General features: G+C 62.8%; 23 protein-coding genes and 2 pseudogenes. 13 read left to right on the plus strand and 12 right to left on the minus strand.

Annotated features, from left to right (window positions below):
* Positions 1-44 precede the first annotated feature (44 nt).
* Together ACZYOF_RS20875 and purE are read right to left on the minus strand one after the other, a co-directional pair.
* Positions 45-1142 carry a 5-(carboxyamino)imidazole ribonucleotide synthase gene (locus tag ACZYOF_RS20875; protein ID WP_463716961.1) on the minus strand — a complete coding sequence of 366 codons (1098 nt, stop codon included), beginning with the start codon at positions 1140-1142 and terminating at the stop codon, positions 45-47.
* Positions 1139-1627 (minus strand): 5-(carboxyamino)imidazole ribonucleotide mutase, encoded by a 489-nt coding sequence (purE, locus tag ACZYOF_RS20880; RefSeq protein WP_130582243.1) that lies wholly within the window; start codon positions 1625-1627, stop codon positions 1139-1141. The genes ACZYOF_RS20875 and purE overlap by 4 nt, the downstream gene beginning before the upstream one ends.
* Positions 1628-1778: 151 nt before the next feature.
* Between purE and ACZYOF_RS20885 the strand changes: the two genes are divergently transcribed.
* Entirely contained in the window at positions 1779-2492 is a 714-nt protein-coding gene (locus ACZYOF_RS20885) for a GGDEF domain-containing protein (protein WP_463716962.1), read from the plus strand.
* A gap of 12 nt (positions 2493-2504) precedes the next feature.
* Here ACZYOF_RS20885 and ACZYOF_RS20890 read toward each other — a convergent pair whose 3' ends face one another.
* The 3 genes from ACZYOF_RS20890 to ACZYOF_RS20900 all read right to left on the minus strand — a co-directional run bounded on the left by ACZYOF_RS20890 (position 2505) and on the right by ACZYOF_RS20900 (position 3515).
* Positions 2505-2753, minus strand: a complete 249-nt coding sequence (locus tag ACZYOF_RS20890; RefSeq protein WP_130582240.1) for a hypothetical protein — start codon at positions 2751-2753, stop codon at positions 2505-2507.
* Between the two features lie 15 nt (positions 2754-2768).
* Positions 2769-2960: a hypothetical protein gene (locus tag ACZYOF_RS20895; protein ID WP_028167007.1), complete on the minus strand. Its 192-nt coding sequence runs from the start codon at positions 2958-2960 to the stop codon at positions 2769-2771.
* 348 nt (positions 2961-3308) lie between these two features.
* Positions 3309-3515, minus strand: a complete 207-nt coding sequence (locus tag ACZYOF_RS20900; protein ID WP_028167008.1) for a YdcH family protein — start codon at positions 3513-3515, stop codon at positions 3309-3311.
* A gap of 243 nt (positions 3516-3758) precedes the next feature.
* Here ACZYOF_RS20900 and ACZYOF_RS20905 point away from each other — a divergent pair, with 243 nt between their 5' ends.
* Positions 3759-3944 (plus strand): YdcH family protein, encoded by a 186-nt coding sequence (locus ACZYOF_RS20905; protein WP_130582239.1) that lies wholly within the window; start codon positions 3759-3761, stop codon positions 3942-3944.
* 87 nt (positions 3945-4031) lie between these two features.
* On the opposite strand, the gene ACZYOF_RS20910 is transcribed toward ACZYOF_RS20905, so the two are convergent.
* Positions 4032-5129, minus strand: coding sequence for an NAD(P)/FAD-dependent oxidoreductase (locus ACZYOF_RS20910; RefSeq protein ID WP_463716963.1), 1098 nt, complete (start codon positions 5127-5129; stop codon positions 4032-4034).
* A 248-nt stretch (positions 5130-5377) separates the two neighbouring features.
* Here ACZYOF_RS20910 and ACZYOF_RS20915 point away from each other — a divergent pair, with 248 nt between their 5' ends.
* The 6 genes from ACZYOF_RS20915 to ACZYOF_RS20940 all read left to right on the plus strand — a co-directional run bounded on the left by ACZYOF_RS20915 (position 5378) and on the right by ACZYOF_RS20940 (position 13176).
* Positions 5378-8068: a sensor domain-containing protein gene (locus tag ACZYOF_RS20915; protein ID WP_463716964.1), complete on the plus strand. Its 2691-nt coding sequence runs from the start codon at positions 5378-5380 to the stop codon at positions 8066-8068.
* 70 nt (positions 8069-8138) lie between these two features.
* Positions 8139-9611, plus strand: coding sequence for a glycerol-3-phosphate dehydrogenase (locus ACZYOF_RS20920; RefSeq protein ID WP_463716965.1), 1473 nt, complete (start codon positions 8139-8141; stop codon positions 9609-9611).
* A gap of 147 nt (positions 9612-9758) precedes the next feature.
* On the plus strand, positions 9759-9950 hold the full coding sequence (locus tag ACZYOF_RS20925) for a hypothetical protein (RefSeq protein WP_130582236.1): 192 nt from the start codon (positions 9759-9761) through the stop codon (positions 9948-9950).
* A 203-nt stretch (positions 9951-10153) separates the two neighbouring features.
* Entirely contained in the window at positions 10154-11143 is a 990-nt protein-coding gene (locus ACZYOF_RS20930; protein ID WP_130582235.1) for a Bug family tripartite tricarboxylate transporter substrate binding protein, read from the plus strand.
* 417 nt (positions 11144-11560) lie between these two features.
* Positions 11561-11980, plus strand: coding sequence for a CopG family transcriptional regulator (locus ACZYOF_RS20935; RefSeq protein ID WP_282531136.1), 420 nt, complete (start codon positions 11561-11563; stop codon positions 11978-11980).
* A 5-nt stretch (positions 11981-11985) separates the two neighbouring features.
* Positions 11986-13176 carry an extracellular catalytic domain type 1 short-chain-length polyhydroxyalkanoate depolymerase gene (locus ACZYOF_RS20940; protein WP_463716972.1) on the plus strand — a complete coding sequence of 397 codons (1191 nt, stop codon included), beginning with the start codon at positions 11986-11988 and terminating at the stop codon, positions 13174-13176.
* An 888-nt stretch (positions 13177-14064) separates the two neighbouring features.
* On the opposite strand, the gene ACZYOF_RS20945 is transcribed toward ACZYOF_RS20940, so the two are convergent.
* Positions 14065-15369, minus strand: a complete 1305-nt coding sequence (locus ACZYOF_RS20945) for a tetratricopeptide repeat protein (protein WP_463716966.1) — start codon at positions 15367-15369, stop codon at positions 14065-14067.
* A gap of 137 nt (positions 15370-15506) precedes the next feature.
* On the opposite strand from ACZYOF_RS20945, the gene ACZYOF_RS20950 reads away from it, so the two are divergent.
* The 3 genes and pseudogenes from ACZYOF_RS20950 (at position 15507) to ACZYOF_RS20960 (ending at position 18398) form a co-directional block, all read left to right on the plus strand.
* The gene (locus tag ACZYOF_RS20950) at positions 15507-16679 is read left to right on the plus strand and encodes an ABC transporter ATP-binding protein (protein ID WP_463716967.1); all 1173 of its coding nucleotides are present in this window, start codon (positions 15507-15509) and stop codon (positions 16677-16679) included.
* A pseudogene (locus ACZYOF_RS20955) lies at positions 16676-17583 on the plus strand (ABC transporter permease). Before ACZYOF_RS20950 ends, ACZYOF_RS20955 begins: the two are co-directional and overlap by 4 nt.
* Complete coding sequence (locus ACZYOF_RS20960) at positions 17583-18398, plus strand: ABC transporter permease (RefSeq protein ID WP_130582140.1); 816 nt, start codon at positions 17583-17585, stop codon at positions 18396-18398. The pseudogene ACZYOF_RS20955 and the gene ACZYOF_RS20960 overlap by 1 nt, the downstream one beginning before the upstream one ends.
* A gap of 4 nt (positions 18399-18402) precedes the next feature.
* Here ACZYOF_RS20960 and ACZYOF_RS20965 read toward each other — a convergent pair whose 3' ends face one another.
* The 4 genes from ACZYOF_RS20965 to ACZYOF_RS20980 all read right to left on the minus strand — a co-directional run bounded on the left by ACZYOF_RS20965 (position 18403) and on the right by ACZYOF_RS20980 (position 23776).
* Complete coding sequence (locus tag ACZYOF_RS20965) at positions 18403-19254, minus strand: carbohydrate ABC transporter permease (RefSeq protein WP_130582139.1); 852 nt, start codon at positions 19252-19254, stop codon at positions 18403-18405.
* Positions 19251-20120: a carbohydrate ABC transporter permease gene (locus ACZYOF_RS20970; protein ID WP_463716968.1), complete on the minus strand. Its 870-nt coding sequence runs from the start codon at positions 20118-20120 to the stop codon at positions 19251-19253. The genes ACZYOF_RS20965 and ACZYOF_RS20970 overlap by 4 nt, the downstream gene beginning before the upstream one ends.
* Positions 20121-20298: 178 nt before the next feature.
* Positions 20299-21687 carry an ABC transporter substrate-binding protein gene (locus tag ACZYOF_RS20975; RefSeq protein ID WP_282531141.1) on the minus strand — a complete coding sequence of 463 codons (1389 nt, stop codon included), beginning with the start codon at positions 21685-21687 and terminating at the stop codon, positions 20299-20301.
* Between the two features lie 139 nt (positions 21688-21826).
* Positions 21827-23776 carry an AsmA family protein gene (locus tag ACZYOF_RS20980; RefSeq protein ID WP_463716969.1) on the minus strand — a complete coding sequence of 650 codons (1950 nt, stop codon included), beginning with the start codon at positions 23774-23776 and terminating at the stop codon, positions 21827-21829.
* 257 nt (positions 23777-24033) lie between these two features.
* Between ACZYOF_RS20980 and ACZYOF_RS20985 the strand changes: the two genes are divergently transcribed.
* Both ACZYOF_RS20985 and ACZYOF_RS20990 read left to right on the plus strand, forming a co-directional pair.
* Complete coding sequence (locus tag ACZYOF_RS20985; protein ID WP_463716970.1) at positions 24034-24741, plus strand: CoA transferase subunit A; 708 nt, start codon at positions 24034-24036, stop codon at positions 24739-24741.
* Between the two features lie 18 nt (positions 24742-24759).
* Positions 24760-25410 (plus strand): CoA transferase subunit B, encoded by a 651-nt coding sequence (locus ACZYOF_RS20990; RefSeq protein WP_130582135.1) that lies wholly within the window; start codon positions 24760-24762, stop codon positions 25408-25410.
* 79 nt (positions 25411-25489) lie between these two features.
* On the opposite strand, the pseudogene ACZYOF_RS20995 reads toward ACZYOF_RS20990, so the two are convergent.
* Positions 25490-25593, minus strand: a pseudogene (locus ACZYOF_RS20995) (IS110 family transposase); the annotation flags it as partial.

Raw genomic sequence — 25593 nt, forward strand, 5'->3', positions numbered from 1 at the left:
ATTTAAGACTTTGCCGGCGGGCCGCTATTTGTTGTCCGCCGGCACTACTTCGGTGGCGCTACTTCAGTGACATGGCCCATCTTGCGGCCGGGCCGCGGCGGGCCCTTGCCGTAGAGGTGCACGGTTGCGCCGGGCACTGTCAGCCATTCCTCATAGCTCAGGATGTCGTCGCCGATCAGGTTGGTCATGGTCACCGCGCCATGGCGGATCGGTTTGCCAAGCGGCCAGCCGGCGATGGCGCGGATGTGCTGCTCGAATTGCGAAATCGAGGCGCCGTCGAGCGTCCAATGTCCGGAATTGTGGACCCGCGGCGCGATCTCGTTGACCAGCACGGTCGGTCCGTCCTTGCCCGCCACTACGAACATTTCGACCGCGAGCACGCCGACATAGTTCAGCGCGTGCGCGATCTTCTCCGCAATCGATCGCGCCTGCACGGCGAGCTCGGCCGGGATCGCCGCCGGCGCGCGCGAGATCTTCAGGATGTGATCGCGGTGCTCGTTCTCGGTGACGTCGAAACATTCGACGTGGCCGTCCGAGGAGCGCGCGGCGATCACGGAGATTTCGCGCTCGAACGGCACGAAGGCTTCGAGAATGGCGGATTTGGTGCCGAGGTCTTCCCAGAGCTGGTCGATGTCGTCGCCCTCGCGGATCATCGCCTGGCCCTTGCCATCATAGCCGAAGCGGCGCGTCTTGATCACGGCGGGAAGGCCGATGCGCGCGATGCCGGCGCGCAGCGTTTCGACCGAGGACACATCGGCATAATCGGCGGTGCCGATGCCGAGCCTGGTGATGGAGTCCTTCTCGATCAGCCGGTCCTGCGTGGTCTCGAGAATCTTCTGCGACGGCAGCACCGGGCGGCGCGCCGCCAGCACCAGGGCGGTCGCGGACGGCACGTTCTCGAATTCATAGGTGATGATGTCGACGTCATTGGCGAACAGTTCGAGCGCCTCGACGTCGGCAAATTCCGCGCAGGTCGCGTGCTGCACCACGTCGAAGGCGGGCGAATCCGGATCCGGCGAGAACACCTGGCATTTGAGGCCGAGCCGCGCCGCGGCCATCGCCAGCATCCGGCCCAATTGTCCGCCGCCGAGAATTCCGATGGTATCACCCGGCTTCAGCTTCACTCTTGTCGAAGCCGTCACGCCGATGCCTCCGGATGCTCCTTGACCGCGTCGGTCTGTTCCTTGCGCCAGGCGGCAAGGCGCGCCGCCAGCGCCGGATCGTTCAGCGCGAGCACGCTCGCTGCCAACAGCGCCGCGTTGATGGCACCCGATTTTCCGATCGCCAGCGTGCCGACCGGGATACCGGCCGGCATCTGCACGATCGAATACAGCGAATCGACGCCCGACAGCGCCTTTGATTCGACGGGAACCCCGAACACCGGAAGTTCCGTCAGCGCAGCCGTCATGCCGGGCAGATGCGCGGCGCCGCCGGCCCCGGCAATGATGACCTGGAAACCGGCCGCCTTGGCGCCCTTGGCGAACGCGTACAGCCGGTCCGGGGTGCGATGGGCGGAAATGATCCGCGCCTCAAACGCGAGCCCGAGGGCGGTGAGCGTTTCGGCGGCGTGGCCCATGGTCTCCCAGTCCGACTGGCTTCCCATGATGATGGCTATTGCGGCGGGCATGTCGTCAATTCTGTTCGGGAATCCAGAAGCATGGGCCGGATTATAAGAGCGGCCCGTCACTGATCCAAGGCGTGGCAAGGAATCCGGAATGGACTATCCTGTCTTGGTGAATGCGGGCAAGCCTCATCAGCGGGCCTCAACAAGGATGCTTATGAAAAAGAAGAAGAGGGCGGCTGCATCCGGGGCCGCGAAAAGGAAAAGCGCAGCTGCGCGCAAGGTTGCGCCTCGCCGCGCCCAAGCCGCACTTACCCAAGCGGCACCTGCCCAAACCGGACCTGCCCAGGTGTCCTCGGCTGCGTTGACCGAGGCGAAGGCGACAATTCGCCGCCTCAAGGCGGAACTGGCCGCGGCGGAGGCGCAGATCGCGGAACTGCAGGCATCCGCGGAGACCGATTTCCTGCTGGACATCCTCAACCGGCGCGGCTTCGAGCGCGAGCTCAACCGCTCGATCGCCTACATCAAGCGCTATCATGCCAGCGGCGCGCTGGTCATGCTCGACGTCGATCGCCTGAAACCGATCAACGACACCTATGGCCATGCCGCCGGCGATGCGGTGCTGAAGGCGGTCGTGAAGACAGTAACGAGCCAGGTGCGTGCCTCGGACGTGGTCGGACGGCTCGGCGGCGACGAGTTCGCGGTACTGCTGTGGAACCTGACCGAGACCGACGCCAAGGCCAAGGCCGCGGCGCTGGAGCAATCGATCGATCGCCTCACCTTCGATTTCGGTGGCCGCAGCGTCAGCGCGGGCGCCTCGGCCGGCGTTGCGATCCTCGGTCCGCACTCCGTGGCGAGCCGCGCGCTGGAAGAGGCGGACAGCGCGATGTATGTGCGCAAGGCGCAGCGGCGGCATGAAGTAGTGGGCTAATAGCGATCGCCTTCACAGGCCAAGATCGTCCGGCACGTTGCCGAATTTCCGCAGCAGGTGCGCATCGCCGAATTCGCCGATCATGGGATCGCCGGTGCGGCTGAAAGCGACCGCGCCGATGCTGCCCGGCATCCGCGACATCATCTCGGCGCGCCGCAACGCGGTCGCGGCGCTCTGGCACTCCTCGGCATTGCCCGCGACCAATTCACCGCTGTCGTCCCGCACGAAAGGCAGCGCAACGTAATAGGTGATATCGGCCATCGGCGTGCTCCTTACCTACGCGGCGTCGTTCTTTGCCTGCGCGAAACAGGTCGCGAGCGCGTCCTGTAATTCCGCGACCTCGGTCTCAAGGAATTCGTTGGCCATGATCAGCGCCTTGATGGTGCTGCGCAGATTGCCGTCGCACATTGCGATCGCCTGGTCGCAGGCCACCTCGTAGCGGTTGTTGTCGGAGAACACTGACGGCATGGGCATGGCGATGATCCTTCCGGTTCTGGCTGGCGGCAGCGGCAATGTTCTTATTTTGTTCTAGTGAAGTCAAGAGGGCGGAAGCGCCTCGCGGGCGGCTTGTGACCGATCGCGCCAAGCGCCTGTGGATGTCTGCCTGTGGATGTCGGGGACAGCTAGTCAACATGCGCTGTCAGCAAAGCCAGGCGCAAATTCTCTCGTCTCGTCAACCCGGGGCGCGCAAAGCGCGAGCCCGGAATCCATTTCACCACTTGCACGCGCGGCCCGATGGGTTCTCTGATGTGCAATTGCACATCAGAGCTCGTCCTTCGGGCGCCCAGGAATGACGAAGTGGAGAAAACCAACACGTCACGCGATGATGTCGGGCGTGATCTGATCCTCGATGAAGGCGATGCGATCGCGCAAGTGCAGCTTGCGCTTCTTGAGCCGCTGCACCATCAGCAGATCCGGCGCCGGCGACTGATGCAGCGCGTCGATGGCTGCGTCGAGATCGCGGTGCTCCTGCTGCAGCCGTGCAAGCTCTGCGTGGAGTTCGCGCTCATCTTCGTCGGTCATGGCTGTGCACTAAAAAATAAGCACGGTGAGGTTGTGGACGGATCGCTCGGTATCCGCGCGCCGAAATATCCTCCCTCCACGCTCGCCGCGCAAGTTAAGACGGTTCCATACGCACGTTCTGTTACAGATAAATTCGAAAATGTCGCAGCGCTGATTCGCAATCCCCGTCGACAGATAGTCTGGCTGGTGTACACTTTGTTGTCCTGATCGAAATTGAGGTTAACCTGCCGAGGAGGTTTCGTAATGGCGATACAGGCGCATCTGGTCGAACTGGAACGCAAGCACAAAATTCTCGAAAGCGAACTACACGAAGCGCTCCTGCACCTATCTACAGACGATCTGCAAATCACCGAACTCAAGCGCCGCAAATTGATGGTCAAGGACGAGATCGAACGGTTGAAACAATCCGTCGGCGAGACCTTCCACTAGCCAGTCCCCCGGTAACGTATCGCAACATACACCACTTCAGGCCGGATGGGCGCCGAAGCGCTCATCCGTGGCAGATGTTGCGACTGCTCACACGAATTCGCCGACGTAATCGGCGATCGCGAGCGACGACGTCAGGCCGGGCGATTCGATACCAAACAGATTGATCAATCCAGTGACGCCGTGATCGCGCGGCCCCTGGATCAGGAAATCCTGCGTCGCCACCGCCGGCGGGACGATCTTCGGCCGGATCCCGGAATAGCTTGGCATCAGCGCCCCGTCCGGCAGTCCGGGCCAATATTTGCGGATTGCCGGATAGAAGCGGTCCGCGCGCGCCGGATCGACGGCGTAGTCGATGCTCTCCACCCATTCCACATCCGGGCCGAAGCGGGCCTGCCCGGCCATGTCCAGGGTGAGGTGCACGCCGAGCCCGCCGGGCTCGGGCACCGGGTAGATCAGCCGCGAAAACGGTGCCCGCGCGCTGCAACTGAAATAGTTTCCCTTGGCGAGATAGGCGCATGGGATCAATTCGAGCGGCATGCCCTCGATGCCGCGCGCGACCGCCGGCGCCCCGAGGCCTGCGGCATTGACCAGCAGGTCGCATGCCAGCGTCATCGGCGCCTCGCCGCCGGCCTCGATCTCGATCCGGCCGGCGGCCGCCTTGGCGCGGAGCAGCGGGGTATGGAACGCGAATGCGGCGCCGGTGGCCTCCGCATCGCCCCTGAGCGCCAGCATATAGGCGTGGCTGTCGATGATCCCGGTGGACGGCGACAGCAGCGCGGCGTCGCAATTCAACGCTGGCTCCATCGCGCGGGCGGCTTCGCCCGAAAGCAGCTCCATGTCGAGTACGCCATTGGCCTCGGCATGGGCGCGGATCGATTGCAGCTTTTCGGTCTCTTTCGGCGTGGTCGCGACGATCAGCTTGCCGCAATTGCGATAGGGGACGCCGTGCTCCTTGCAATAGCGGTAAAGCGAATGCTTGCCGCTGACGCACATCCGCGCCATCAGGCTGCCGGCCCGGTAGTAGATGCCGGCATGGATCACCTCGCTGTTACGCGAGGAGGTCACGGTGCCGATCCCCTCGGCGGCTTCCAGCACGATCACCTCGCGCCCTGCTTGCGCGAGGCGGCGTGCGACGGCAAGCCCGATCACACCCGCTCCGATGACGACGCAATCAACTCTGTCCATGGATCCTTCAAGTCCGGGAATCGGCGCGAATAGGGTTTCTGCTTGTTGTTGTCCATCCGAGCCTTGGTAGCAACGCCCCGGATGGCCTCGAAATAGGCCTCGTGGCGCACCGGCATTAGTGCGGCATTAATCATGTCAGGGCAATTGCCCTAAATTAAGTCACATTTTGCGGTTGCATCGCGCGGCGTTTACCCGATCCAAACTGCCAAGGCCAGACACTGTAATGCGGAAATCCGCAAGGTGACGGAATGGCTGGCAAGAAAGGGCAGGCAGGCGGGAGGAATGTGATTCCGGCGCTTGTCGTCGTGTGCCTTGTCGCCGCCATTGCGTCGGCCGGACTGGCGCTCGCTGCATCAGCCGGCTTTGTCCCATCGAGCGATATCGGTTCGCTTGCGCCCGACCTGGTCTGGGAGCTCCTGATCGGCGGCACCGTCGTCGCCTCCTTCCTGGGCGCGGTCACGCTCTCGGTGCTTTCGGCGCTGCGAAGGGTGCAGCGCGTACAACTCCGGCGCAATGCCTTCGTCAGCTCCGCCCTCAACCATCTGAACCAGGGCGTGGTGATGACCGATGCGCAAAAGCGGATCGTGTTCTGCAACGATCGCTATCTCGAGATCTATGGCCTGTCGCGCTCCGACATACCGCGCAACATGACCGGGCCCGAACTGCTGAAAATGCGCTACCGGCGCGGCTTGATGGATGTCACGCCTGCAGAGTTCTATGTCCGGGCCGCCAACCCCGAGGGGATGGTGACGGAATTGCCCAACGGCAAGTCGGTCGTGGTCCGGCATTTCGGGCTGCCCAATGGCGGATCGATCGCGACGCACGAAGACTGCACCGGCCAGCGGCAACTGTCGCGCAAGCTCGCGTCCACCACCCAGTTCCTGGAATCGGTGCTCGACAACGTACCAGTCTGCGTGGCCGCGAAAAACATCGAGGACGGCCGTTACATCTTCGCGAACCGCGCCTTCGAGCGGTTCTCGCGCTTCTCGCGCGATCGCATCGTCGGCAACCGCGCCGACGAGATCTTTAGTCCCGAGACCGCCGCCAGCATCGCGGCCGCGGACAAGGCGGCGCTGGAGGCGCCGGAAGGCTTCTTCCGCAATGAGTTCTGGGTCGAGCGTGGCTCGGAGCGGCGCATTCTCGCCTCCAACCGCGTGATCGCGCGCAACGAGAACGGCGAGCCGGAATTCCTCATCGCGCTGTTCGATGACGTCACCGACCGCCGTTCGCTGTCGCGGGAATTGGAGAACGCCAAGAAGTTCCTCGAGCTCGTGGTCGACAACATTCCGGTCTCGCTGATCGTCGAACGCGTCAGCGACGGCCGATATTTGCTCGCCAACCGTTCGGCCGAGACCATCCTCAACCGCCGGCGCGAGGATGCCACCGGGCTGACGGCAACGGACATCTTCAATCCGCGCGAGGCCAAGCTGATCATCGCGCGCGACGAGGCCGCGATCAAGAAACGCGGCCTGCTCACCGAGGAGCATCCGATCTCGACCAAGGACGGCTTGCGGCTGTTCCTGACCCGCCGCATGACCGTGCTCGACGAGCATGGCGAGCCGCAATACCTGATCAAGACGCATGAGGACGTCACCGACCGGCGCCAGACAGAATCGCGCATGGCCCACATGGCCTATCACGACGGTTTGACCGATTTGCCGAACCGCGCCGCTTTCCTGCAGGCGCTGGCGCAGATGATCGAGGCCTGCGGCGGCACCGACGAGGAATTCGCTGTGCTTTGCGTCGATCTCGATGGCCTGAAAGAGATCAACGACGTGTTTGGCCATGCGATCGGCGACAAATTGCTGATCGAAGTGGCCCGGCGCCTGCAGACCTCGGCGCGCGGCGGCGTGGTCGCGCGCCTCTCCGGCGACGAGTTCGGCCTGATCATCGACGGCAAGCAGCCGGCCGCCGGCATCGTTCTTGCCGAGCAGGTGGCGGAGGCGCTCGCCCAGGAATTCGTAATCGACGGCAAATCGGTCCGCACCGGCGTCACCGCCGGCATCTCGGTATTCCCGCACAATGGCGCGGATGCCGCCTCGCTGCTCGCCAATGCCGGCGCAGCGCTGTTCCGCGCGAAGGCGAAATCGCGGGGCACGATCTCGATCTATGAGCCGGAAATGGACCAGCAGATCCGCGACCGCCGCGTGCTGCATCAGGACCTCTCGGCCGCGATCAGGAACGGCGAATTGTCGCTCTACTACCAGCCGCTGGCTGCGGCGGGCGCTACGGTGGCCGAGAGCGCGGTGATCGGTTTCGAGGCCCTGGCGCGCTGGCAGCATCCGGTGCGCGGCTTCGTCTCGCCGGCGGATTTCATTCCGCTTGCGGAAGAAGGCGGCCTGATCGTCGAGATGGGCGAATGGATCCTGCGCGAGGCCTGCCGCGAAGCGGCCTCCTGGAAGCAGCCGCTGCAGATCGCGGTCAACCTCTCGCCGGCGCAGTTCATGCACGGCGATCTGGTCGGCCTCGTGCATTCGATCCTGCTCGAAACCGGCTTGCGGCCGGACAGGCTCGAGCTCGAAATCACCGAGGGCGTGCTGATCGAGGATTTCGATCGCGGCCTGGCGCTGCTCAGGCGGCTGAAGGCGCTCGGCGTGCGCATCTCGATGGACGATTTCGGCAGCGGCTACTCCTCGCTGAGCTATCTGCAGGCGTTCCCCTTCGACAAGATCAAGATCGACCGCGCCTTCGTCATCAATCTCGGCCGCAACCCGCAATCGGCGGCGATCGTCCGTGCCGTCATCGATCTCGGTCACGGCCTGCAGATGTCGATCGTTGCCGAGGGCGTGGAAACCGAGGAGCAACTCGGCTTCCTGGCAAAGGAGGGGTGCGACGCGGTGCAGGGCTATCTGATCGGCAAGCCGGCGCCGGTCGGCCAGTATGCGGCGTTGGTCGGCAACGGCGGCAATGTCGTGGAGCTGGTCCGCAAGACCGGGTAGGTCTTGTTGGACGGGTTTTCTTCACCCGAGCCTGTATCTCCTTCACGTGAGAACGCTATGACCTTCCGGCATGGCGGATTACGATCTCGCGATCATCGGCGGCGGCTTGAACGGTGTCAGCATTGCGCGCGACGCTGTGGGACGCGGCCTGCGCGTGATCTTGCTGGAGCAGGGCGATTTCGCCGGCGGCGCCTCCTCGGCCTCGCCGCGGCTGATCCATGGCGATCTCGCTGGCTTGCAACGCTGCAATTTCTTCCGCGTCCGCGCCGCGCTGAAGGAGCGTGAGGTCTGGCTCAGGATCGCGCCGCATCTGGTGCGGCCGATGCGCTTTGCGATTCCCGCCCATGCCGAGGGGCGCCCCGAATGGCAGTTGCGCTCATGGCTGCTGCTCTACGACCGGCTGGCATCGCGCACCGGTCTTCCGGCATCGACGACCGTCGACATCTCGCACCATCCGATCGGCGAAGCGCTGAAGCGGCCGTTCGGCACCGCCTTTGAATATTCGGATTGCGTGGTCGATGACAGCAGGCTCGCGGCCCTGCTGGCGCTCGATGCGGCCGAGCGGGGTGCCGCGATCCATACCGGCGCGCGCGTCGCCCGCGGCGAGCGCGGCGAAACCTGGCGGCTGATCGTGATCGATCGCGGCTATCGCCGGGTGATCACCGCGCGCTCGCTGGTCAACGCGAGCGGCGCCTGGATGCCGTCCGTCGCCGAAACCGTGCTGCGCGTTCCGGCCCCCGCGCTTTCGATGGTGCAGATGAGCCGGATCGTGGTCCGGCGGCTGTTCGACAACGACAATGTCTACGTGTTCCGGAACGGCGATGGACGGCTGATCTTCGCCAGCCCCTATGCCGGCGATTTCACGCTGATCGGGACGGTCTCGCGACCGTTCAAGGGCGATCCCGCCATCGTTGCGATGAGCGCAACTGATATCACCTACCTCTGTGAGGCGGCCAACCGCTATTTCCGCGAGCGGATCGAACTCGTCGACGTGGTGCGGCCGGTCTCCGGCGCCAATATGGCGATAGGTGCGGCGGGCGGCCGGTTGCGGGACGGCGGGATGAAGTTTGATTTCAAGCGCGGCAAGGCGCCGCTGATCACTGTCTTCGGCGGTGACGTCACCACCTCGCGGCTGCGCGCGGAAAAGGCTGTCTCCGAACTGACGGCGTTCTATCCGATGTCGCCGCGCTGGACCGCCAAGGCGCCGCTGCCGGGCGGCGATTTTGCCTTTGGCCGGTTCGAGACCGAGGTCGATATCATCAGGGATCGCTGGCGTTTCCTGAGCGAGCAAGAGGCGAGGCGGCTGCTTGGTGCCTACGGGTTGAGGGTTGAAGCGATCCTTGGGAATGCCAAGGCGAAATCCGACCTCGGTCCCTCCTTTGGGCCGGAGCTGACCGGCGCCGAGGTGCGCTATCTGATGGCAAGAGAGTGGGCGCGGTTCCCGGACGATATCTTGTGGCGCCGCTCCAAGCTCGGCCTGACCATGCCGCCGGCGGATCACGACGCGCTCGCAGCGTTCATGGCGAACGCGGCTTTGAACTAGGTGTATGTCCATAAAGCGAGACTGCCGGCCGGCATGGGCGTGCTGTCGTCGCGGCCGCTTAGGCCAGTCTTAACCATCGGACGCCTTTTGCTTTTTTGCCGAAGACCTCCCGCGGTAGTCTTGCAATTGATCAGTGGGGAGGATGCCATGGATCAGCGGGATTGGAGCCGCGTCGAGCAGGAACTCGGCGAGCTGGTGCCAAAGGTGAACGTGTCCCTGGACCAGCAGCCTGCTCCAGCGCAGAGCAGTTTGGCAAATAGGGACTCGACGGAGGCAATCCTCGAGCAGATCGCCAAGGCCCTCGAAAGCGACGGAATCGTCGGCAGGAAAAGCCCCTGAACTTCGACTTCCGACTCGATCTGGTGTGTGCGAGCGACCAGACGACTCGGCGCGCCCTGGCAATGCCAACTTCTGAAATGGATGAAAGCGGACGTTCGTAAACGTTCGCTTCTGACGCGCCTCTGCGCCAATCTGTCCCGTCTTTCGCCCCTGGCCGAGGTCGGACGATGCGATACCCTGATGAAAAATTCAGGGAGGGAGCCATGTCAGCGAAACTTGATCGCCGTCACTTCATTGCTGCCGGTACGACAGCGGCGGCGATGCCGTTCCTCTTGCGCAGGGCCGCCGCGCAGGAGGCGTGGCCGTCGCGGCAAATCCGTATGATCTGCAGCTATCCGGCGGGTGGGCAGACCGACCTGCTCGCGCGCGCCTTCGGCGAATTCATCTCCAGGCAGGTGGGAAAGACTGTCGTCATAGAGAACAGAGCGGGGGCCTCGGGCTCCATAGGCGCCGCGGAAGTCATGCGCGCGGACCCAGATGGCCACACGATCCTGTGCTCCATCTCGACCACCTACGTGATGAACAGAGTGATGATGAAGAACCCCGGCTACGACATGGACAAGGACCTGACGCTCGTCAGCATTATCCCGGGTGCTGGGCTGCTGCTGGTCGCAAGCCCGAAGGCTGGCGTCAAGACGTTGGATGAATTCGTCGCTTTCGCGCGCAAGAGCGGCAAGGTGAACTTCGGCACCTATAGCGCGGGCTCGGCCCCGCACATGACGATCAATGAGCTCAACAAACAATATGGTCTCAACATCGAGCCGATCCACTACCGAGGCGAAGCGCCAATGTGGACGGGGCTGGCGGAAGGCACGCTCGATGTCGCGATGGGCAGCTACACCGCCGCGCAATCCGTCCTGCAGAGTCGTCGCGGAGTTGTGTTCGCGGTGCATTCGAAGAAGGTCGACGCGATCCCGAACATCAGGACTCTGCCTGAACAGGGCGCGACAGCGAAATTCTTCACGGTGAGCGGTTTCACGGGCTGGGCGTTGCCGAAGGCGACGCCACAGCCGATCGTCGACCGGTTGGCGGAACTCTGCGTGGCAGCCAATAGCGATCCGAAAGTGAAGGAAGTTCTCAGCACTTTCGTGCTCGAACCAGCGCTCGGCTTCAAGGACAGCAACGCTTTGTATCAGCGGGAATTGCCGGTTTGGATGGAGAGCGCGCAAGCGCTCGGCTTGGAACCATCCTAGACTAAACCGGAGATCTTCTGGCCGACAGGCCAGCCCGCAACTCGGACCGAAGAAGCCCCATCGTCGTTCGCGGCTCTTTTGTCGAAGAGGCAGCAAAGAGAATGTCCGGATTTGGCCCGACGCGGACCTCACGGCATATCCGCTGTTGCGCCGCTCTCGGAGGCGAGCGTGCTGAAGAGTACATCGCCCGGGTGCCATCGCTGGATCAACCAATCGCCTGAGAGCGCGACGTCACCATTGGCGCTATCCCACGAGTGACCTATTGCCGGCAAACAACCTGGATCGAGTTATTCGAGCTGTACGCGGATACACCAGGCCCCGCCAAAGGCAGATACTTTCTTGAGGGCGAGCCCCTTGAATACTCCGAGTTGACATCCAATTACCATCCATACGGATGTCATATGGATGGAAAAAGCTATGTCGAACAATGTCCGCGAACTCCGGCCGAAGCAGCCAGATAGCGAGAAAATCACGATCAATCTGGGTTATGTCGACCTTGGGCAGGTCGACCTCATGGTCCAGGAAGGGTTCTACTCGAACCGAACCGATTTCATTCGCACAGCCATCCGCAACCAACTCGAACGTCATGCGGATGTGGTCAAACAGTCGACTGCTCGGAAAAGCCTGGACCTCGGTCTACGGAATTACAGCCGTGAGGATCTCGAAACGGTCCGACGCGCCGGCGAGATGCTGCACATCAATGTTCTGGGCCTTGCGACAATCGCCCAAGACGTCACACCCGAGCTTGCTCGCGCCACGATTGCTTCGGTCTCCGTGCTTGGCGCTCTCCATGCCACTCCGGCGGTCAAAGCCGCGCTAACCGACAGGACGCGGTGATGGCGATGCTCAGACAGGACATCATTCGCGAAGCCACACGTCTCACGCGCGCGGGCCGACTCGTCGAGGCGACGGCACTTCTCCAGCAAATGCTTTGCGGTGAACGAGCGCCGGATGCGACATTGCGCACCGACCCCATCGCCCTCCCAGGAGGTGCACCGTTAATTATAGATGCGAAAGCAAATTGGGTTGAAGAAACGGAGAGCCCGCAGTCAGCGCGGAGCACATCCGCTCAACCGCGCAAGGTCCGCGCGTCGTCAAATCGCACAAACAGTTTCGTTGGGCTCCCATTGCGGCGCGCAATAAAGCGCGCTCCGCCGTCCATGCGCGACATCGTGCCGGAGGGTGCGAGATTTATCGACGGCAGCTATAGCAATCCTGCGGGAAGTCGTGCCTACAGGCTCTTCATTCCGAGCCGGTATCACGGGCAGCCCATTCCGTTGATCGTCATGCTCCACGGTTGCACCCAGTCGCCAGAAGATTTCGCCGCCGGCACGAGAATGAATTTCATCGCAGAAGCACAACCTTGCTTTGTGGTCTATCCCGCGCAGCGTAGCGAAGCAAATCACGCGAAATGCTGGAATTGGTTTCGCACAACCGACCAGCAGCGTGGCACAGGGGAGCCCTCGCTTATCGCGGGGATCACGCGCCAAATCATGCGGGAGTACTCAGTTGATCAAATGCGTGTCTACGTGGCTGGATTATCAGCCGGAGCGGCCGCAGCGGTCATCATGGGAGCAACATATAACGATCTATACGCGGCCGTGGGTGTACATTCTGGCCTTGCATGTGGTGCCGCCACCGACCTTCCCTCTGCGCTCCTCGCCATGCGACAAGGCGGCGGCTTTAACCATCGGACGGGTTCGACCGACCCTGTTCCGACCATTGTTTTTCACGGCGATCGCGACAGTACAGTGCACCCAAAGAACGGCGATCAAGTTATTGAGCAGTTCATCAATGCGGTGAGCACGGAAAGAAACGTTCATCGTGGGCAGGTGGCTGGAGGTCACGCCTATACTCGCACCGTCCATAGCGACGCCAGAGGGCGCCACGTCCTTGAGCACTGGAGCATCCACGGAGCCGGACACGCATGGTCGGGGGGAAGCTCCGCGGGCTCCTACACTGATCCGCGAGGACCGGACGCAACAAGAGAAATGCTGCGTTTTTTCCTCGAGCATTCGCTGCCGCAATATTGACAGATCAGAGATAGTCCGTTTCTGGCCCTATGCGAAGTACGGCGTAGCTCTGAAATCGTCTGCTTATCGGGGTAGACTGGAAGACACGGACCGCCCCTTAAACCCAGCGCTTTCGATCCAGAATGGATTTACTTCGGAAGCGCCGAATGACGAGGTTGGCGGCCTCACGGAATATGTCCGGGGCAAGGTGCGAGCAGCCCACAAAGCCGAAAACGATAGACGGAAAGTAAGAGGCTCCAATGCTGCGGCAGCCTATAACCGGTCTCTGCTCGACAGTCAGATATTTCCAAATACGGCGGAACGTTGGTCCATGCCATAGGTTTTCTCAACGGAGACGGAATCTTCACGAGGAGTGGGACAGTCACCATCGCGACCAAGCGGCGTAACGCCCGCCTAGTCGCGGTTCAACCGTATCCTTTCATCGCGAGTGAACCACAATGAATAGGCGCAAGCCCACCTATTTCCGTAATGCGTTGGATTTGAGAGATAAAGTGCAGGTCAAGGTCTTGCGCAAGCGCCTCAAGCTCTCGGACGAACAGTTCGCCAGTATAGTTCGGAAGTCTGGAAATTCGATTTCGGCCATCACGAAGGAGGCCACTCGCGCCACTTCAGCGAACCCGAGCGAACCGCCAGCAGTTGCCGTTTTTGTTACTGTTTAGTCGCGGCACAAGATAATCCCAATCCTGACGCCGAACCAGGAAGACGCGAGGCGTCTTGACTGTAGGAGGAGTTAACCTGGGATCTATTCACGAGGATCCCAATCCACCTGTGGCCCAAAGCCCACATGCTGAAGGCCGGTCGGGATGTCTGCTTCGGAGTATAGTGCGGATATCGCCAAGTCCATGGGTTCCGGATTTACAATTACAGGCTCTAGCTGAAGGCCCTGTCTCAACCTGTCTCGCGCGACCATGCTTCGTCGCGGCGGGACGGCCGCCGATGCAGGCGATCGGCGATCAGCTTTGTCGCCTTCTCGCCTCGCCTCGCGCGAAGACAGGCGACGATGAACGTGTCCTCCCAAAGCTCGCGCTGGGCGTGGCTGCCGCCGATCCGCACCAGTTCGGGCATCAACGGCCCGAGGATGCGGACAGCGCCGTCGTTGTCGGCTGACGCGAATGCCTGGATGCCGCGGCAAAGACCGATCGCAGAAGCGCCGGGCGCCAGCTTGCCCTCGGCGCGCCGTGCCTCCATTTCCGCAAGCCGTGTCTCCAGCGCGCCGCCGTTGCTCGCCGCGACCGCCAAGGCGTGGTGGACGTCGGCAAAATGCGCGCCGGCTTTCGGGAAGAATTTCTCTCCGTAGGCGAACACTTCCTGCCAATGCGATTCAAGCCCGGTCCTTCCCGCCAGCCAGAGCCGCCACAGCAGCGAGGTGGTATCCGTCAGAATGTTTAGCGGCGGATAGGGGCGCCCCTGAGGTCTGATATGCCGCTCGTAGATGTCGAGCGCGCCGCCAGTGTCACCGTCCTCGAGCGCGATCAGTGCCAGGTGCCAGGCAAGGTGTCCCTGCAGGAAGCTTACCCGGTCGTGGGCCGGCAGCCAGCCGGACAGGAAGGTGCGGCCTTGCGTGGGATCACCCTGCTCGAACAGCGCATGCGACAGGGCATGGGCCGCGCTGGCGTTTGCCGGCTTCATCCAATAGGCGCGCTCGGTGATATCGCGGCCCGTGACGACGTCGCCCGCCTCGGTTTGCGACCAGCCGAGATAGGTCAGGAACCACCAGTCCTCGCCATAATCGGCGGCGTAGCGCTGGCAAATCGAAAGCCGCGCCGCGTCGTGGTCGGCGCGCCCTGAGAAAGCGTAGAGGCCGAAGGCGCCGAGCAGCAGCGACAGGATCAGCGCGTCGCGCGGAAATTCCGCGAGGTGCTGTTCGGCAGCTTGTAGTGCCTTCCTGGTCTGGCTTTCGACCACCGAGGCTACGATCTCGACGTGCTGCCGCTCGCGCCGGCTCGCGGTCGCGGCCAATTGCCGGGCTATTGCCGCCTTGTCGCGGGCCGCCGCGCCTTCCATGTTGATCTGATGGACGCGGGCACGCGCCACATGCGCCAGTGCGAAATCGGGATCCTCGGCGATGGCCGCCTCAAAGGCCGCATCCGCGCCATGCCAGGCCGCAAGGATACAGTCGATGCCATCACGGTAGAGCGCCGCGGCGCGATCGGAAGCGGCCGTCAGCGGCAGGTCGTAGCGGTCCCGGTTCATCGTTCGTCCTCCTGACGTGAAGGCGAAATCTAGCAGAGGCGGCTGTGACAACAATATTGCGAAAGACGCCGCGTGAAGCGGTTGAGCCAGTGGCGATCCGCCGCTAGCTTGCGGTCACGATCGGGCTAAAGGGAATCATGGCTGAGGAACTGGCGAAGACGGCAAATAATTCGACGACGGAAGACACTGCGCCGCGGAGGGCGACCGACATGCCGCTGCTGCGCATCGAGGGCGTGACGAAAAGGTTCGGCAACTTCACCGCGGTCAACGGGCTTTCACTCGACATCCGCGCCGGTGAGTTCTTCGCCCTGCTTGGCCCGAGCGGCTGCGGCAAAACCACGCTGTTGCGCATGCTGGCGGGTTTCGAGACCCCGGACGAGGGACGCCTCCTGCTTGCTGGTCGCGATATCGCGCAGGTGATGCCGCATGAGCGGCCCGTCAATATGATGTTCCAGAACTATGCGCTGTTTCCGCATCTCTCGGTGCGTGACAACATCGCATTCGGCCTGCGGCGCGCTGGCATGGCGCGCGGCGAGATCGCCGCCCGCGTCGCCGAGATGGTGGCGCTCGTCAAGCTCGAAGGGATGGAGAAACGCAAGCCCGACCAGCTTTCCGGCGGACAGCGGCAGCGCGTGGCCTTGGCGCGCTCGCTGGCACGCCGGCCGCAGGTGCTGCTGCTCGACGAGCCCTTGGCCGCGCTCGACAAGAAACTGCGGGAGAGCACGCAGGCAGAATTGATGGAATTGCAGCGCCGCCTTGGCATGACCTTCATCATCGTCACCCACGACCAGGAAGAGGCGATGACGATGGCGAGCCGGATCGGCGTGATGGACACAGGCCGCCTGGCGCAGGTCGCGACGCCGCGCGACCTCTATGAGGCGCCAGCCTCACGCTGGGTCGCCGAGTTCGTCGGCGACGTCAATCTGTTCGAGGGGCAGGTCATCTCCCGCGAGCAGGGCAGGCTGAAGGTCACGACGCGCGAGGCAGGGATCATCACCGTGACCGAACCGCGCCAGCCGGTGACGAAAGAGATCGTCACCGTCGCGATCCGGCCCGAGAAGATCAAATTATCGCGGCGCGGATTGGCGTCGAGTGCCGACGCGTTGCAAGCGATCAATCGGTTCGAGGGCGAGGTTGCGGAGATCAACTATCTCGGCGGCCTCACCGCCTACAGGATCAGGCTCGACAATGGCGCCGTGGTGCGCTCCGTGATGGCCAATACCGCGCGGCTTGACGTGGACGGCTATGGCTCGAGCGAGCGCGTGGCCGCCTGGTTCGCGCCTGACGACGGTGTGGTGCTCGAGCAATGAGCACGCGCCGTATCTTTGCCCGTCCGGCGCGCTATGCCGCCATCGCGCCATATCTTTGGATGGCGCTGTTTTTCCTGGTACCGTTCGGCTTTGTGCTGAAGATCAGCCTGCCGCGATCGCGCAGCCGCCCTATACGCCGGTGTTCGACCTCAGCGAGGGGTGGGAAGCGTTCAAGGGCGCGTTCGAACAGTTATCGCTGGAAAATTACCGGCTGCTGATTTCTGACAATCTCTACATCCTGTCCTATCTGCGTAGCCTCGTCGTCGCCATAACCTCGACGCTGATTCTGCTCGTGATCGGCTATCCCATCGCCTACGGCATGGCGCGGCTGCCGCAGCGCTGGCAGGGCATCGCGATGATCCTGGTCATCGTGCCGTTCTGGACCTCGTTCCTAATCCGCATCTATGCCTGGATCAACATCTTGCAGCATGACGGTTTGCTCAATCGGATCCTGCTCGCATTGCATCTGGTGTCCAAGCCGGTTGTCTGGCTCTCGACCGACACCGCGATGTATATCGGCATCGTCTATTCCTATCTGCCGTTCATGATCCTGCCGCTCTACGCCACGCTCGCGAAGATGGACCGCGCGCTGCTGGAAGCCGCCGAAGATCTGGGCGCCTCGCCGCGGAAGGCCTTCTGGCTCGTGACGTTTCCGCTGTCACTGCCGGGCGTCGGGGCAGGGGTATTGCTCTGCTTCATTCCGATCGTCGGCGAGTTCGTGATCCCCGATCTCCTCGCCGGCTCCAATTCGTTGATGATCGGCCAGACGCTCTGGCTCGAATTCTTCACCAATAAGGATTGGCCGGTGGCCTCCGCCGTCGCGATTGCGCTGTTGCTGCTGCTGGTGCCGCCGCTCGTGCTCTATGACCGGCTGCAGCGCCGGCAGGTCGAGGGCCGACGCTGATGGCGCATACCGTGAACCGACTTTCGCGCTTCAACATGACCGCGCTGGCGCTCGGGCTCGCGTTCCTTTACCTGCCGATCGTGATCCTCGTGATCTTTTCGTTCAATGCGTCGCGGCTGGTGAACGTGTGGGGCGGCTGGTCGCTGCGCTGGTACATCGAGTTCTTCAACGACCGCGCCATGCTCGAAGCTGCCTGGATGAGCCTGCGCGTTGCCGCGGTTTCCGCCACATTTGCGACGCTGCTCGGCACGCTCGCGGCCATAGGCCTGGCGCGCGGCGAACGCTTTGCTGGGCGGGCGCTATTCTCCGGCATGCTCTATTCGCCGCTGGTGATGCCGGAGGTGATCTCGGGCCTGTCGCTGCTCCTGCTGTTTGTGGCGCTGAACGCCGAGCGCGGCTTCTGGACGGTGACCATCGCGCACACCACGCTGACCATGTGCTTCGTCACCGTGGTGGTGCAGTCACGCCTTGCTTCGCTTGACCGCAGTCTGGAGGAGGCCGCGATGGACCTCGGCTGCAATCCGGTGAAGGCGTTCCTGATGGTGACGCTGCCGCTGATCATCCCCGCCATTGTCGCGGGCTGGATGCTCGCCTTCACGCTGTCGCTCGACGACGTCGTGATCGCAAGCTTCACCACCGGTCCCGGCTCGGCGACGCTGCCGATCCGGATTTATTCGGAGGTGCGGCTCGGGGTGAAGCCGGAGATCAACGCGATCTGCACGCTGGTGATCGCATTGATCGCCATGCTGATCGTGGCCGCCTCGTTCGCCTCGAAACTGTCGAGCTCTCAGGGCGAGAGCGCCGCGCCGCTGTGAGCAGTCACGACTTCACCGCGCCCGCGGTGAGGCCGCCCACCATGTAGCGCCTGAAGGCGTAGTAGATGGCGGCCGGCGGCAGCGCATAGATGAAGCCGGTGGTCATCAACAGCTCCCACGGCGAGTCATCGGCGGCAAGGAAGTTGCCGAGCGCGACGGGAAGCGTGATATCGGTGTCCTTCGACAGCAGCAGGAACGCGTAGAGATATTCGTTCCAGGCCAGCAGGATCGCGTAGGTGCCGACCGCGACCAGCGAGGGCATCATCAGAGGCACATAGACCAGGCGGAACAATTGCAGCGTGGTCGCGCCATCCATGGTCGCGGCTTCGTCGAGCTCGACCGGCAATTTGTCGGAAGCCTGCTTCAGCACCCAGATCGCGTAGGGCGAAGCGATCGTCACCATCGCCAGGATCAGCGACCAGTGACTGTTGAGCAATCCGTAATTGCCCATGGTGCGGTACATCGGCACGGCCAGGAACGCCGCCGGGATGAAATAAGTGAACAGCGCCAGGTTCATCATCGCGCGGCCGCCGGGCGCGCGCAATCGCGAGATCGAGAATGCCGCTGTAGTGGCGATGAATAGCGTCAGCGCCCCGGTCGCCAGCGCGATCACGGTTGAATTCCCGAACTGCATCCAGAAGTCACGCAGGAAGTAATGCTGCTGGCGGAACACGATCTCGAAATTGTGCAGCGTCGGATGATCGGGCCAAAGCTTGCCGGAGAACGCGTCCTCCTTCGGCGAGATCGCGAACAGGAACATGTGATAGATCGGCACCAACGTCCAGATCAGGACGGGGATGCCGATCAGGAGCAGCTTGGCCTCGGTGCCGATCTCGCGCAGGGTAGGGAGCTTCATCGCGACAACCGTTTCATCATGAAATAGACGAGTGGCAGCACCAGCGGCAGCGCGCAAACGATCGAGGCCATCGCCAGATTGAGCTGGTCCAGCCGGAGATAGCGGATGCCGAGCGTGGACAGCACATGGGTGAGGTCGGCCGGCCCGCCGCCGGTCAAGAGATAGACGCTGTTGAAGTCGCCGAGCGTCCAGATCATCGAGAGCAGCGTGCAGGTGATGTACAGCGTCTGCATCGACGGCCAGGTGATGTAGCGGAATTTTTGCCAAAAGCTCGCGCCGTCGACGGCTGCGGCCTCGAACAGGTCGTTGGAGATGGCAAGCCGCCCGGTCATCAGGATCAGCGTCCAGAACGGCAGCGACTTCCAGATGTGCACGCCGATCGCCATGGTCAGTGCCACCGTGGGATCGTTGAGCCAGTTCGGACCGTCATCGCCGGTCAAGCTGAAGATGATGTGATTGACCACGCCCCATTCCGGATTGAGCATGAAGCGTACCGACAGGATGGTCGGGATCGACGGCACCGCCCAGGGCAGGATGAACAGCACCGACAGCCACCTGATCCAGGCGCGCTGCTGGACGAAGAAGCCCGACAGGAACAGCGCGATCAGCATTTTGACGTTGATGCCGATAACGAGGAAGATCAGCGTGTTGACGGCGGCGCGCGCGAAGATCGGGTCGTGATAGAGCTCGACATAGCTTTGCGGATGGCGCGCGAGCCATAGCCCGTAACCGACGGGATAGAGCACGAAGGCCAGGAACACGAGCAGATAGGGCGCCAGCAGCACGATGCCCCAGACTTGCGGCGTCGACAGCCGCGCCGACAGCGGCGGGCGCGGGATCGCATGATCGGAAAGCGTGATCGCCATTACTCATCCCTGTCGATTTCGTACACCTCGCCCCGCCTGCGGGGAGAGGTCGGATCGCATCGCAAGATGCGATCCGGGTGAGGGGACTCTCCGCGTACTCATATGTTTCGAGCCAGCGGAGAAAGCCCCTCACCCCGACCCTCTCCCCGCGAAGAGCGGGGAGAGGGAGAAGCAGGCGTCAGCCCGCGACCTGCTTGATGCGGGCGATCAGTTCGTCGACGGCCTTGTCCACCGGCACCTTCTCGCTGACGACGCGGTTCATGGCCTTGGCCCAGACGTTCTCGTTGTTCAGGATCGTGAACTTGTAGTTCTTGGTGAAGTCGAACGGCGTGGTGCCGCCGGTGAACTGGGTGTAGACCGCCTTGCGATGCCGGTCGGCCTGCCAGAACGGGCTCTTCTGGCCGGCGACCGTGACCGGGAACCAGCGGCCGAGCGCACCTTCGACATAGGGGCCGAGATTCTCTTCCTGCAGCAGGAATTTGACGAACTCCTTGCCCTCGGCCTTGTTCTTGGCCGCGGTGAAGATCACGCCGGTCTTGACGTCGGAGCGGTACTTGATCGGGTTGCCGTCCGGCTTGTTCGGGAAGGACGCCGTGATGATGGTTTCCTCATAGGCCTTCTTGCCGGCGGCGCGCTGCTCCGGCGTCAGTGCCTGGTTGTTCGAATCCTCGAACCATTTCGCCGCGATCGAGATCGTGAAGTTGTGGGTCATCACGATGGTCTTGTTGTGGAAGGCGACGTTGTTGTCCGGGTCCTTCCAGGTCGTCGAGGAGGGTGGCGTGCAGCCCTTGATGTAGGTGTCGGTGTAATCCTTGAGCGCGTGGATCAGCCCGTCGCGCACCTTGGGATCGTCGACCAGGAGCTTGCCGTCGTCGTCGACGAGCTTGACGTCATAGGCGTCCATGAAGGTGTAGAACGACTGGAACGAGTCGGTCGATTCCACGCCCATCGGCTGACCGACGCCGTAGATGCGGTTGCCGGTCGCCTTGCGGATCGCCGGCTGCACCTTGTCGCACCAGAACGACCAGTAATCCGCCCATTTGGTCGGGATATCGCTCGGCTTGAAGCCGGCCTGCTGCAGCATGTCGCCCCAGATCTGGACGTGCATGCTCTGCTGCTTCAGTGGGAAGCCGTAATAGCCCTTCTTCTTGGTCTGGTCGTTATAGAGGTAGGCGGTTTCCAGCGTGTTCGGGGCGAAGGCCGATTTCATCGGCAGCAGGATGTCGGAGAGGTCCTCGAGCTTGCCTTCGAACGCCCATTTGCCGCCGGCCTGCACGTCATACGTATCGGAATAGGCGACGTCGGGCACGGTGCCGGAATCGAGCGCGGCCACTGTCTTCGGGATCATGTCCTGGATCGCGTATTGCGACAGCTCGACCTTGATGCCGGTCTTGGCTTCGAACTTCTTGATCGCCTCGAGGAGCGCGTCATCCTCGGATTTGTAGAAGCCCTTGCCCCACCAGACCGTGATCTTCTTCTCCTGCGCCATTGCCGGCGCGGTCGCGTGGATCAGCCCGATGGCGGCGACCGCGAAAGAAAGCACAGCAATACCCAACTTGGATTTCACGTTGTTCTCCCTGTCTTGATGCCGGTTTTTTTAACCGGTTGGATAAAAGACTAGCGCATGGCCGCGGCCTGATCCAGATGGCGCGTCGGAATCTTGGTCGCACGGTTCGCCTTTGAACCACGACGAAAGTCGGAAAAGTTCAATTCGGCTTGGCGTTCTCGGCCGCCGTCGGCGCTCTTGTCGGGGATGCCGCGGCATCGGCAGGCGGCTGCCGCGCGCCGCCGGTGAGGCGCTCGATCACCGAGCGCACGGTGTCGCCGGTCTTGCGGTCCTTCATCGCCTTGAGCAACTGCGACGATGCCGGCGAGCGGCGGATCAGGCTTTCCGGATCCGGGAATACCAAAGGATCGTCCCACGGCCCCTGCACCACGAACGGCAGGTCAAAACCGTTGCTGCCGCTCGGCGCCGAATTCAGGCTGGCGACGCCCTTCAGATCGTATTCCCGCGACGGCACCGAGGCGGTGCCGGTCAGCGTGATCTTGGCCGCAGGTCCTTCGAGGCGGATGTTCTCGGCGGTGGCGACGCCATCATTGAACCGCACGGCAATCGTCAGATTGTCGTAAGGCGTCGAGCCCGAGCGGAAATTGCCGCCGCCGGACAGAGGCCGCCGCTCCAGCCGCTTCAGGAGCTGCTCGATATTGAAGCCCGCGATCGCGCCATCATGACCGCTCAGCGTCGCGGTGCCATCGAGCGATTGCGCAAGCCCGAACGGACTGGAGCCGGAGGCCGTCAGCGCGACGTTGAGATTGCCGCGGCCGGTGAGCTTGCTGACGCCGAACAATTCGCTGGCGCAGGCCTGCAGGTCGACATCGGTGAACTCGAGCTGCGCCTTCACATCGGCGATGGCATCCGAGCGCGCGATCCCGAGCGAGCCCTTAGCGATGCCGCCATACATCTGCGCTTCCGCGACGGAGAGCGCCAGCGTGCCGCCGCGCAAATTGGCGCCGAGCGCGGTGCGCCCGAGTCTGGTCGAGCCGACCGTCACCCGCGCTGCCGACAGCCGCATGTCGAGGTCGGTGGCGGAGAGCGCGTTCAGATCGAACAACTGCCGGTTCCAGTCGCGCTGGCCGCCGGCGAGCAGGCGGAAGGTCGAGACATAAGGCGTGAAATCGAGGTTGCCTGCGGCGAGCGTCGCCTGCAGCGTCTGCCTGCCATTGTTGGCAAAGGTCATCACGCCCTCGGCGACATTGCCGTCGAGCTCGACATTGACATTGGTGAGCGCCACCGAGCCGCCGACAAGATTGGTGCGCGCCTTCAGCGTGAAGCGGCCGAACCCGCCGCTGCCAGGCGGGGCCTGTCTCATCCAGCGCAGCGCGTTGCGCAAGGACACGCTGTCGATGGTGGCGTTGCCCTCCATCATCAGGCTGGTCCGGTTGGCGACCGTGCCGTCGAAGGCGAGCTTGAGCGGCGCACTGGCAAGCCGCGCCTTCAGCCCCGAGCGGTCGCCCGACAACAGCGCGATGAAGTCGCTGGCGCTGATCGAGCCGTCGACGCGCTCGCCGCGCCAGTCGAACTGCCCGGTTGCGGCAAAGGAACGCGAGATCGATGGCCAGGCCAGCGACAGGTCGATATCGCCGAGCTGCTCCCTGACATGGTTGTTCTCATCCTCGTAATTGAGGATGCCGTCCTGGATGCGGATCTCCGAGAACGACATCTGGTTCTCGGCACCGGGCTTCATCGCGCGCGCGATCGTGTCGATGAACGGCGTCCAGTTGCTGTCGCCCTTGCCGTCCCTGATGACATGGATATGCGGCCGGAGCATCATCACGTCGGCGATCTCGAACCGCCGCAGCAACAGCGGCAGCAGGCGCAGATTGGCGGTCAGCACGTCGACTCGCAGCGCAGGGTCGATGGTGCCGCCGCCCTTCAGCCCGACATCATGGAACGAGACATAGCTGCCGGGGAACACCGACACATCGATATGGCCGTTGACGACGAGGTCGAGCCCGGTGACGGCGCGAATCTGCGCCTCCACCGCCTGCTGCAGGGCGTCCCGGTTCAGAAACCAGGATGTCCCGATCAGGCCAAGCAGCGCGAGGCCGAAAAACGCCGCAATCGGCATCCCCAGGCGCTTCATTCCTTGGGCCATCGTCAGTGACATATCCAGGTCGGGTTGAGGTGATCGGATATTCGAATAAAACGGGCGGCGCACCGGGCGCCCCTGCCAAGCCACGCAACTTGAAGGGTTTTCTTGACGCTTTCAAGGCCATCGTCGAGGTTGTAGGCAGGTGAGATGGCGAAACGGGGCGTCATTGACGCATTGCGAAGATTTCGCCTAATAATCCCGGTCTGTAACGGCCGTCCGCGCCCTCGGGCTGCCAATGCCCCTCCATCAGGTCCTCTTCCATGAACAAGGTCTATCCCGACGCCAAATCGGCACTCGACGGCATCCTTAAGGACGGCATGATGATCATGTCGGGCGGCTTCGGCCTCTGCGGCATCGCCGAAACCCTCTCCGATGCGATCAGGGACTCCGGGGTCAAGGACCTGACGGTGGTCTCCAACAATGCCGGCGTCGACGGTATCGGGTTGAGCCGGCTGCTGGAGACGCGGCAGATCAAGAAGATGATTTCCTCCTATGTCGGCGAGAACAAGCTGTTCGCGCAGCAATATCTCGCCGGCGAGCTCGAGCTCGAATTCAATCCGCAGGGCACGCTGGCCGAGCGCATCCGCGCCGGCGGCGCCGGGATTCCGGCCTTCTACACCAAGACCGGTGTCGGTACGCTGATTGCCGAGGGCAAGGAAGTGAAGGAATTCGACGGCGAGAAATACATCATGGAGCGCGGCCTGTTCGCCGACCTCGCCATTATCCACGCCTGGAAGGGCGACACCGCCGGGAACCTGGTCTATCGCAAGACCGCGCGCAACTTTAACCCGATGATGGCGACGGCCGCGAAGATCACGGTGGCCGAGGTCGAGCATCTGGTTCCGACCGGCGAGATCGATCCCGATCACATCCACACACCAGGCATTTTCGTGAAGCGCATCGTCGAGGTCGGCACGGGCAAGAAGCGGATCGAGTTCCGCAACACCCGCCCGCGCCCCGCAGCCTAAATTTAGCAGGAGAGTCCCATGGCCTGGACCCGTGAACAGATGGCGGCGCGCGCTGCGAAAGAGCTGCGCGACGGCTATTACGTCAACCTCGGTATCGGCATCCCGACGCTGGTTTCGAACTACATACCCGAGGGGATCGACGTCAGCCTGCAGAGCGAGAACGGCATGCTCGGCATGGGCCCGTTCCCCTATGAGGGCGAGGAGGATGCCGACCTCATCAACGCCGGCAAGCAGACGGTGAGCGAATTGCCGTCGACCAGCTATTTCTCCAGCGCCGATTCCTTCGGCATGGTGCGCGGCGGTCATATCGATCTCTCGATCCTTGGCGCGATGCAGGTGGCGCAGAACGGCGATCTCGCCAACTGGATGATCCCCGGCAAGATGGTGAAGGGCATGGGCGGCGCCATGGACCTCGTCGCCGGCGTCAAGCGCGTCGTCGTGGTGATGGAGCATTCCGCCAAGGACGGCGCGAAGCTGCTGAAGCAATGTTCGCTGCCGCTGACCGGCGAACGCGTGGTCGACATGGTCGTCACTGATCTGGCCGTCTTCACCATCGACAAGCACGGCAAGGACGGCATGGCGCTGGTCGAACTCGCCGACGGCGTCACGCTCGACGAAGTCAAGTCCAAGACCGAAGCCGAGTTTCGGGTGGCGCTGAAGAACACGTGATGATGGTTCTTCCCTTCTCCCCTTGTGGGAGAAGGTGGCGCGCATGAAATGCGCGACGGATGAGCGACTATCTGGATTGTCAAGTTGCATTGGCGTAAGCGGCACGCGCCTCGCGTGCTTTGGCGTTGAGGCGGACCAGGAGCTTACGGGCGAGCGCAATGCGAATGACCATTTTTTCCTTTC

It is taken from the genome of Bradyrhizobium sp. LeoA1Lang (genome assembly GCF_055413685.1).

Bases quoted from the DNA above. Each gene is read 5' to 3' on its own strand.
- purE (WP_130582243.1), bottom strand. From the start codon at position 1,627: ATGCCCGCCGCAATAGCCATCATCATGGGAAGCCAGTCGGACTGGGAG.
- ACZYOF_RS20885 (WP_463716962.1), top strand. From the start codon at position 1,779: ATGAAAAAGAAGAAGAGGGCGGCTGCATCCGGGGCCGCGAAAAGGAAA.
- ACZYOF_RS20890 (WP_130582240.1), bottom strand. From the start codon at position 2,753: ATGGCCGATATCACCTATTACGTTGCGCTGCCTTTCGTGCGGGACGAC.
- ACZYOF_RS20895 (WP_028167007.1), bottom strand. From the start codon at position 2,960: ATGCCGTCAGTGTTCTCCGACAACAACCGCTACGAGGTGGCCTGCGAC.
- ACZYOF_RS20900 (WP_028167008.1), bottom strand. From the start codon at position 3,515: ATGACCGACGAAGATGAGCGCGAACTCCACGCAGAGCTTGCACGGCTG.
- ACZYOF_RS20905 (WP_130582239.1), top strand. From the start codon at position 3,759: ATGGCGATACAGGCGCATCTGGTCGAACTGGAACGCAAGCACAAAATT.
- ACZYOF_RS20910 (WP_463716963.1), bottom strand. From the start codon at position 5,129: ATGGACAGAGTTGATTGCGTCGTCATCGGAGCGGGTGTGATCGGGCTT.
- ACZYOF_RS20915 (WP_463716964.1), top strand. From the start codon at position 5,378: ATGGCTGGCAAGAAAGGGCAGGCAGGCGGGAGGAATGTGATTCCGGCG.
- ACZYOF_RS20920 (WP_463716965.1), top strand. From the start codon at position 8,139: ATGGCGGATTACGATCTCGCGATCATCGGCGGCGGCTTGAACGGTGTC.
- ACZYOF_RS20925 (WP_130582236.1), top strand. From the start codon at position 9,759: ATGGATCAGCGGGATTGGAGCCGCGTCGAGCAGGAACTCGGCGAGCTG.
- ACZYOF_RS20930 (WP_130582235.1), top strand. From the start codon at position 10,154: ATGTCAGCGAAACTTGATCGCCGTCACTTCATTGCTGCCGGTACGACA.
- ACZYOF_RS20935 (WP_282531136.1), top strand. From the start codon at position 11,561: ATGTCGAACAATGTCCGCGAACTCCGGCCGAAGCAGCCAGATAGCGAG.
- ACZYOF_RS20940 (WP_463716972.1), top strand. From the start codon at position 11,986: ATGCTCAGACAGGACATCATTCGCGAAGCCACACGTCTCACGCGCGCG.
- ACZYOF_RS20945 (WP_463716966.1), bottom strand. From the start codon at position 15,369: ATGAACCGGGACCGCTACGACCTGCCGCTGACGGCCGCTTCCGATCGC.
- ACZYOF_RS20950 (WP_463716967.1), top strand. From the start codon at position 15,507: ATGGCTGAGGAACTGGCGAAGACGGCAAATAATTCGACGACGGAAGAC.
- ACZYOF_RS20960 (WP_130582140.1), top strand. From the start codon at position 17,583: ATGGCGCATACCGTGAACCGACTTTCGCGCTTCAACATGACCGCGCTG.
- ACZYOF_RS20965 (WP_130582139.1), bottom strand. From the start codon at position 19,254: ATGAAGCTCCCTACCCTGCGCGAGATCGGCACCGAGGCCAAGCTGCTC.
- ACZYOF_RS20970 (WP_463716968.1), bottom strand. From the start codon at position 20,120: ATGGCGATCACGCTTTCCGATCATGCGATCCCGCGCCCGCCGCTGTCG.
- ACZYOF_RS20980 (WP_463716969.1), bottom strand. From the start codon at position 23,776: ATGGCCCAAGGAATGAAGCGCCTGGGGATGCCGATTGCGGCGTTTTTC.
- ACZYOF_RS20985 (WP_463716970.1), top strand. From the start codon at position 24,034: ATGAACAAGGTCTATCCCGACGCCAAATCGGCACTCGACGGCATCCTT.
- ACZYOF_RS20990 (WP_130582135.1), top strand. From the start codon at position 24,760: ATGGCCTGGACCCGTGAACAGATGGCGGCGCGCGCTGCGAAAGAGCTG.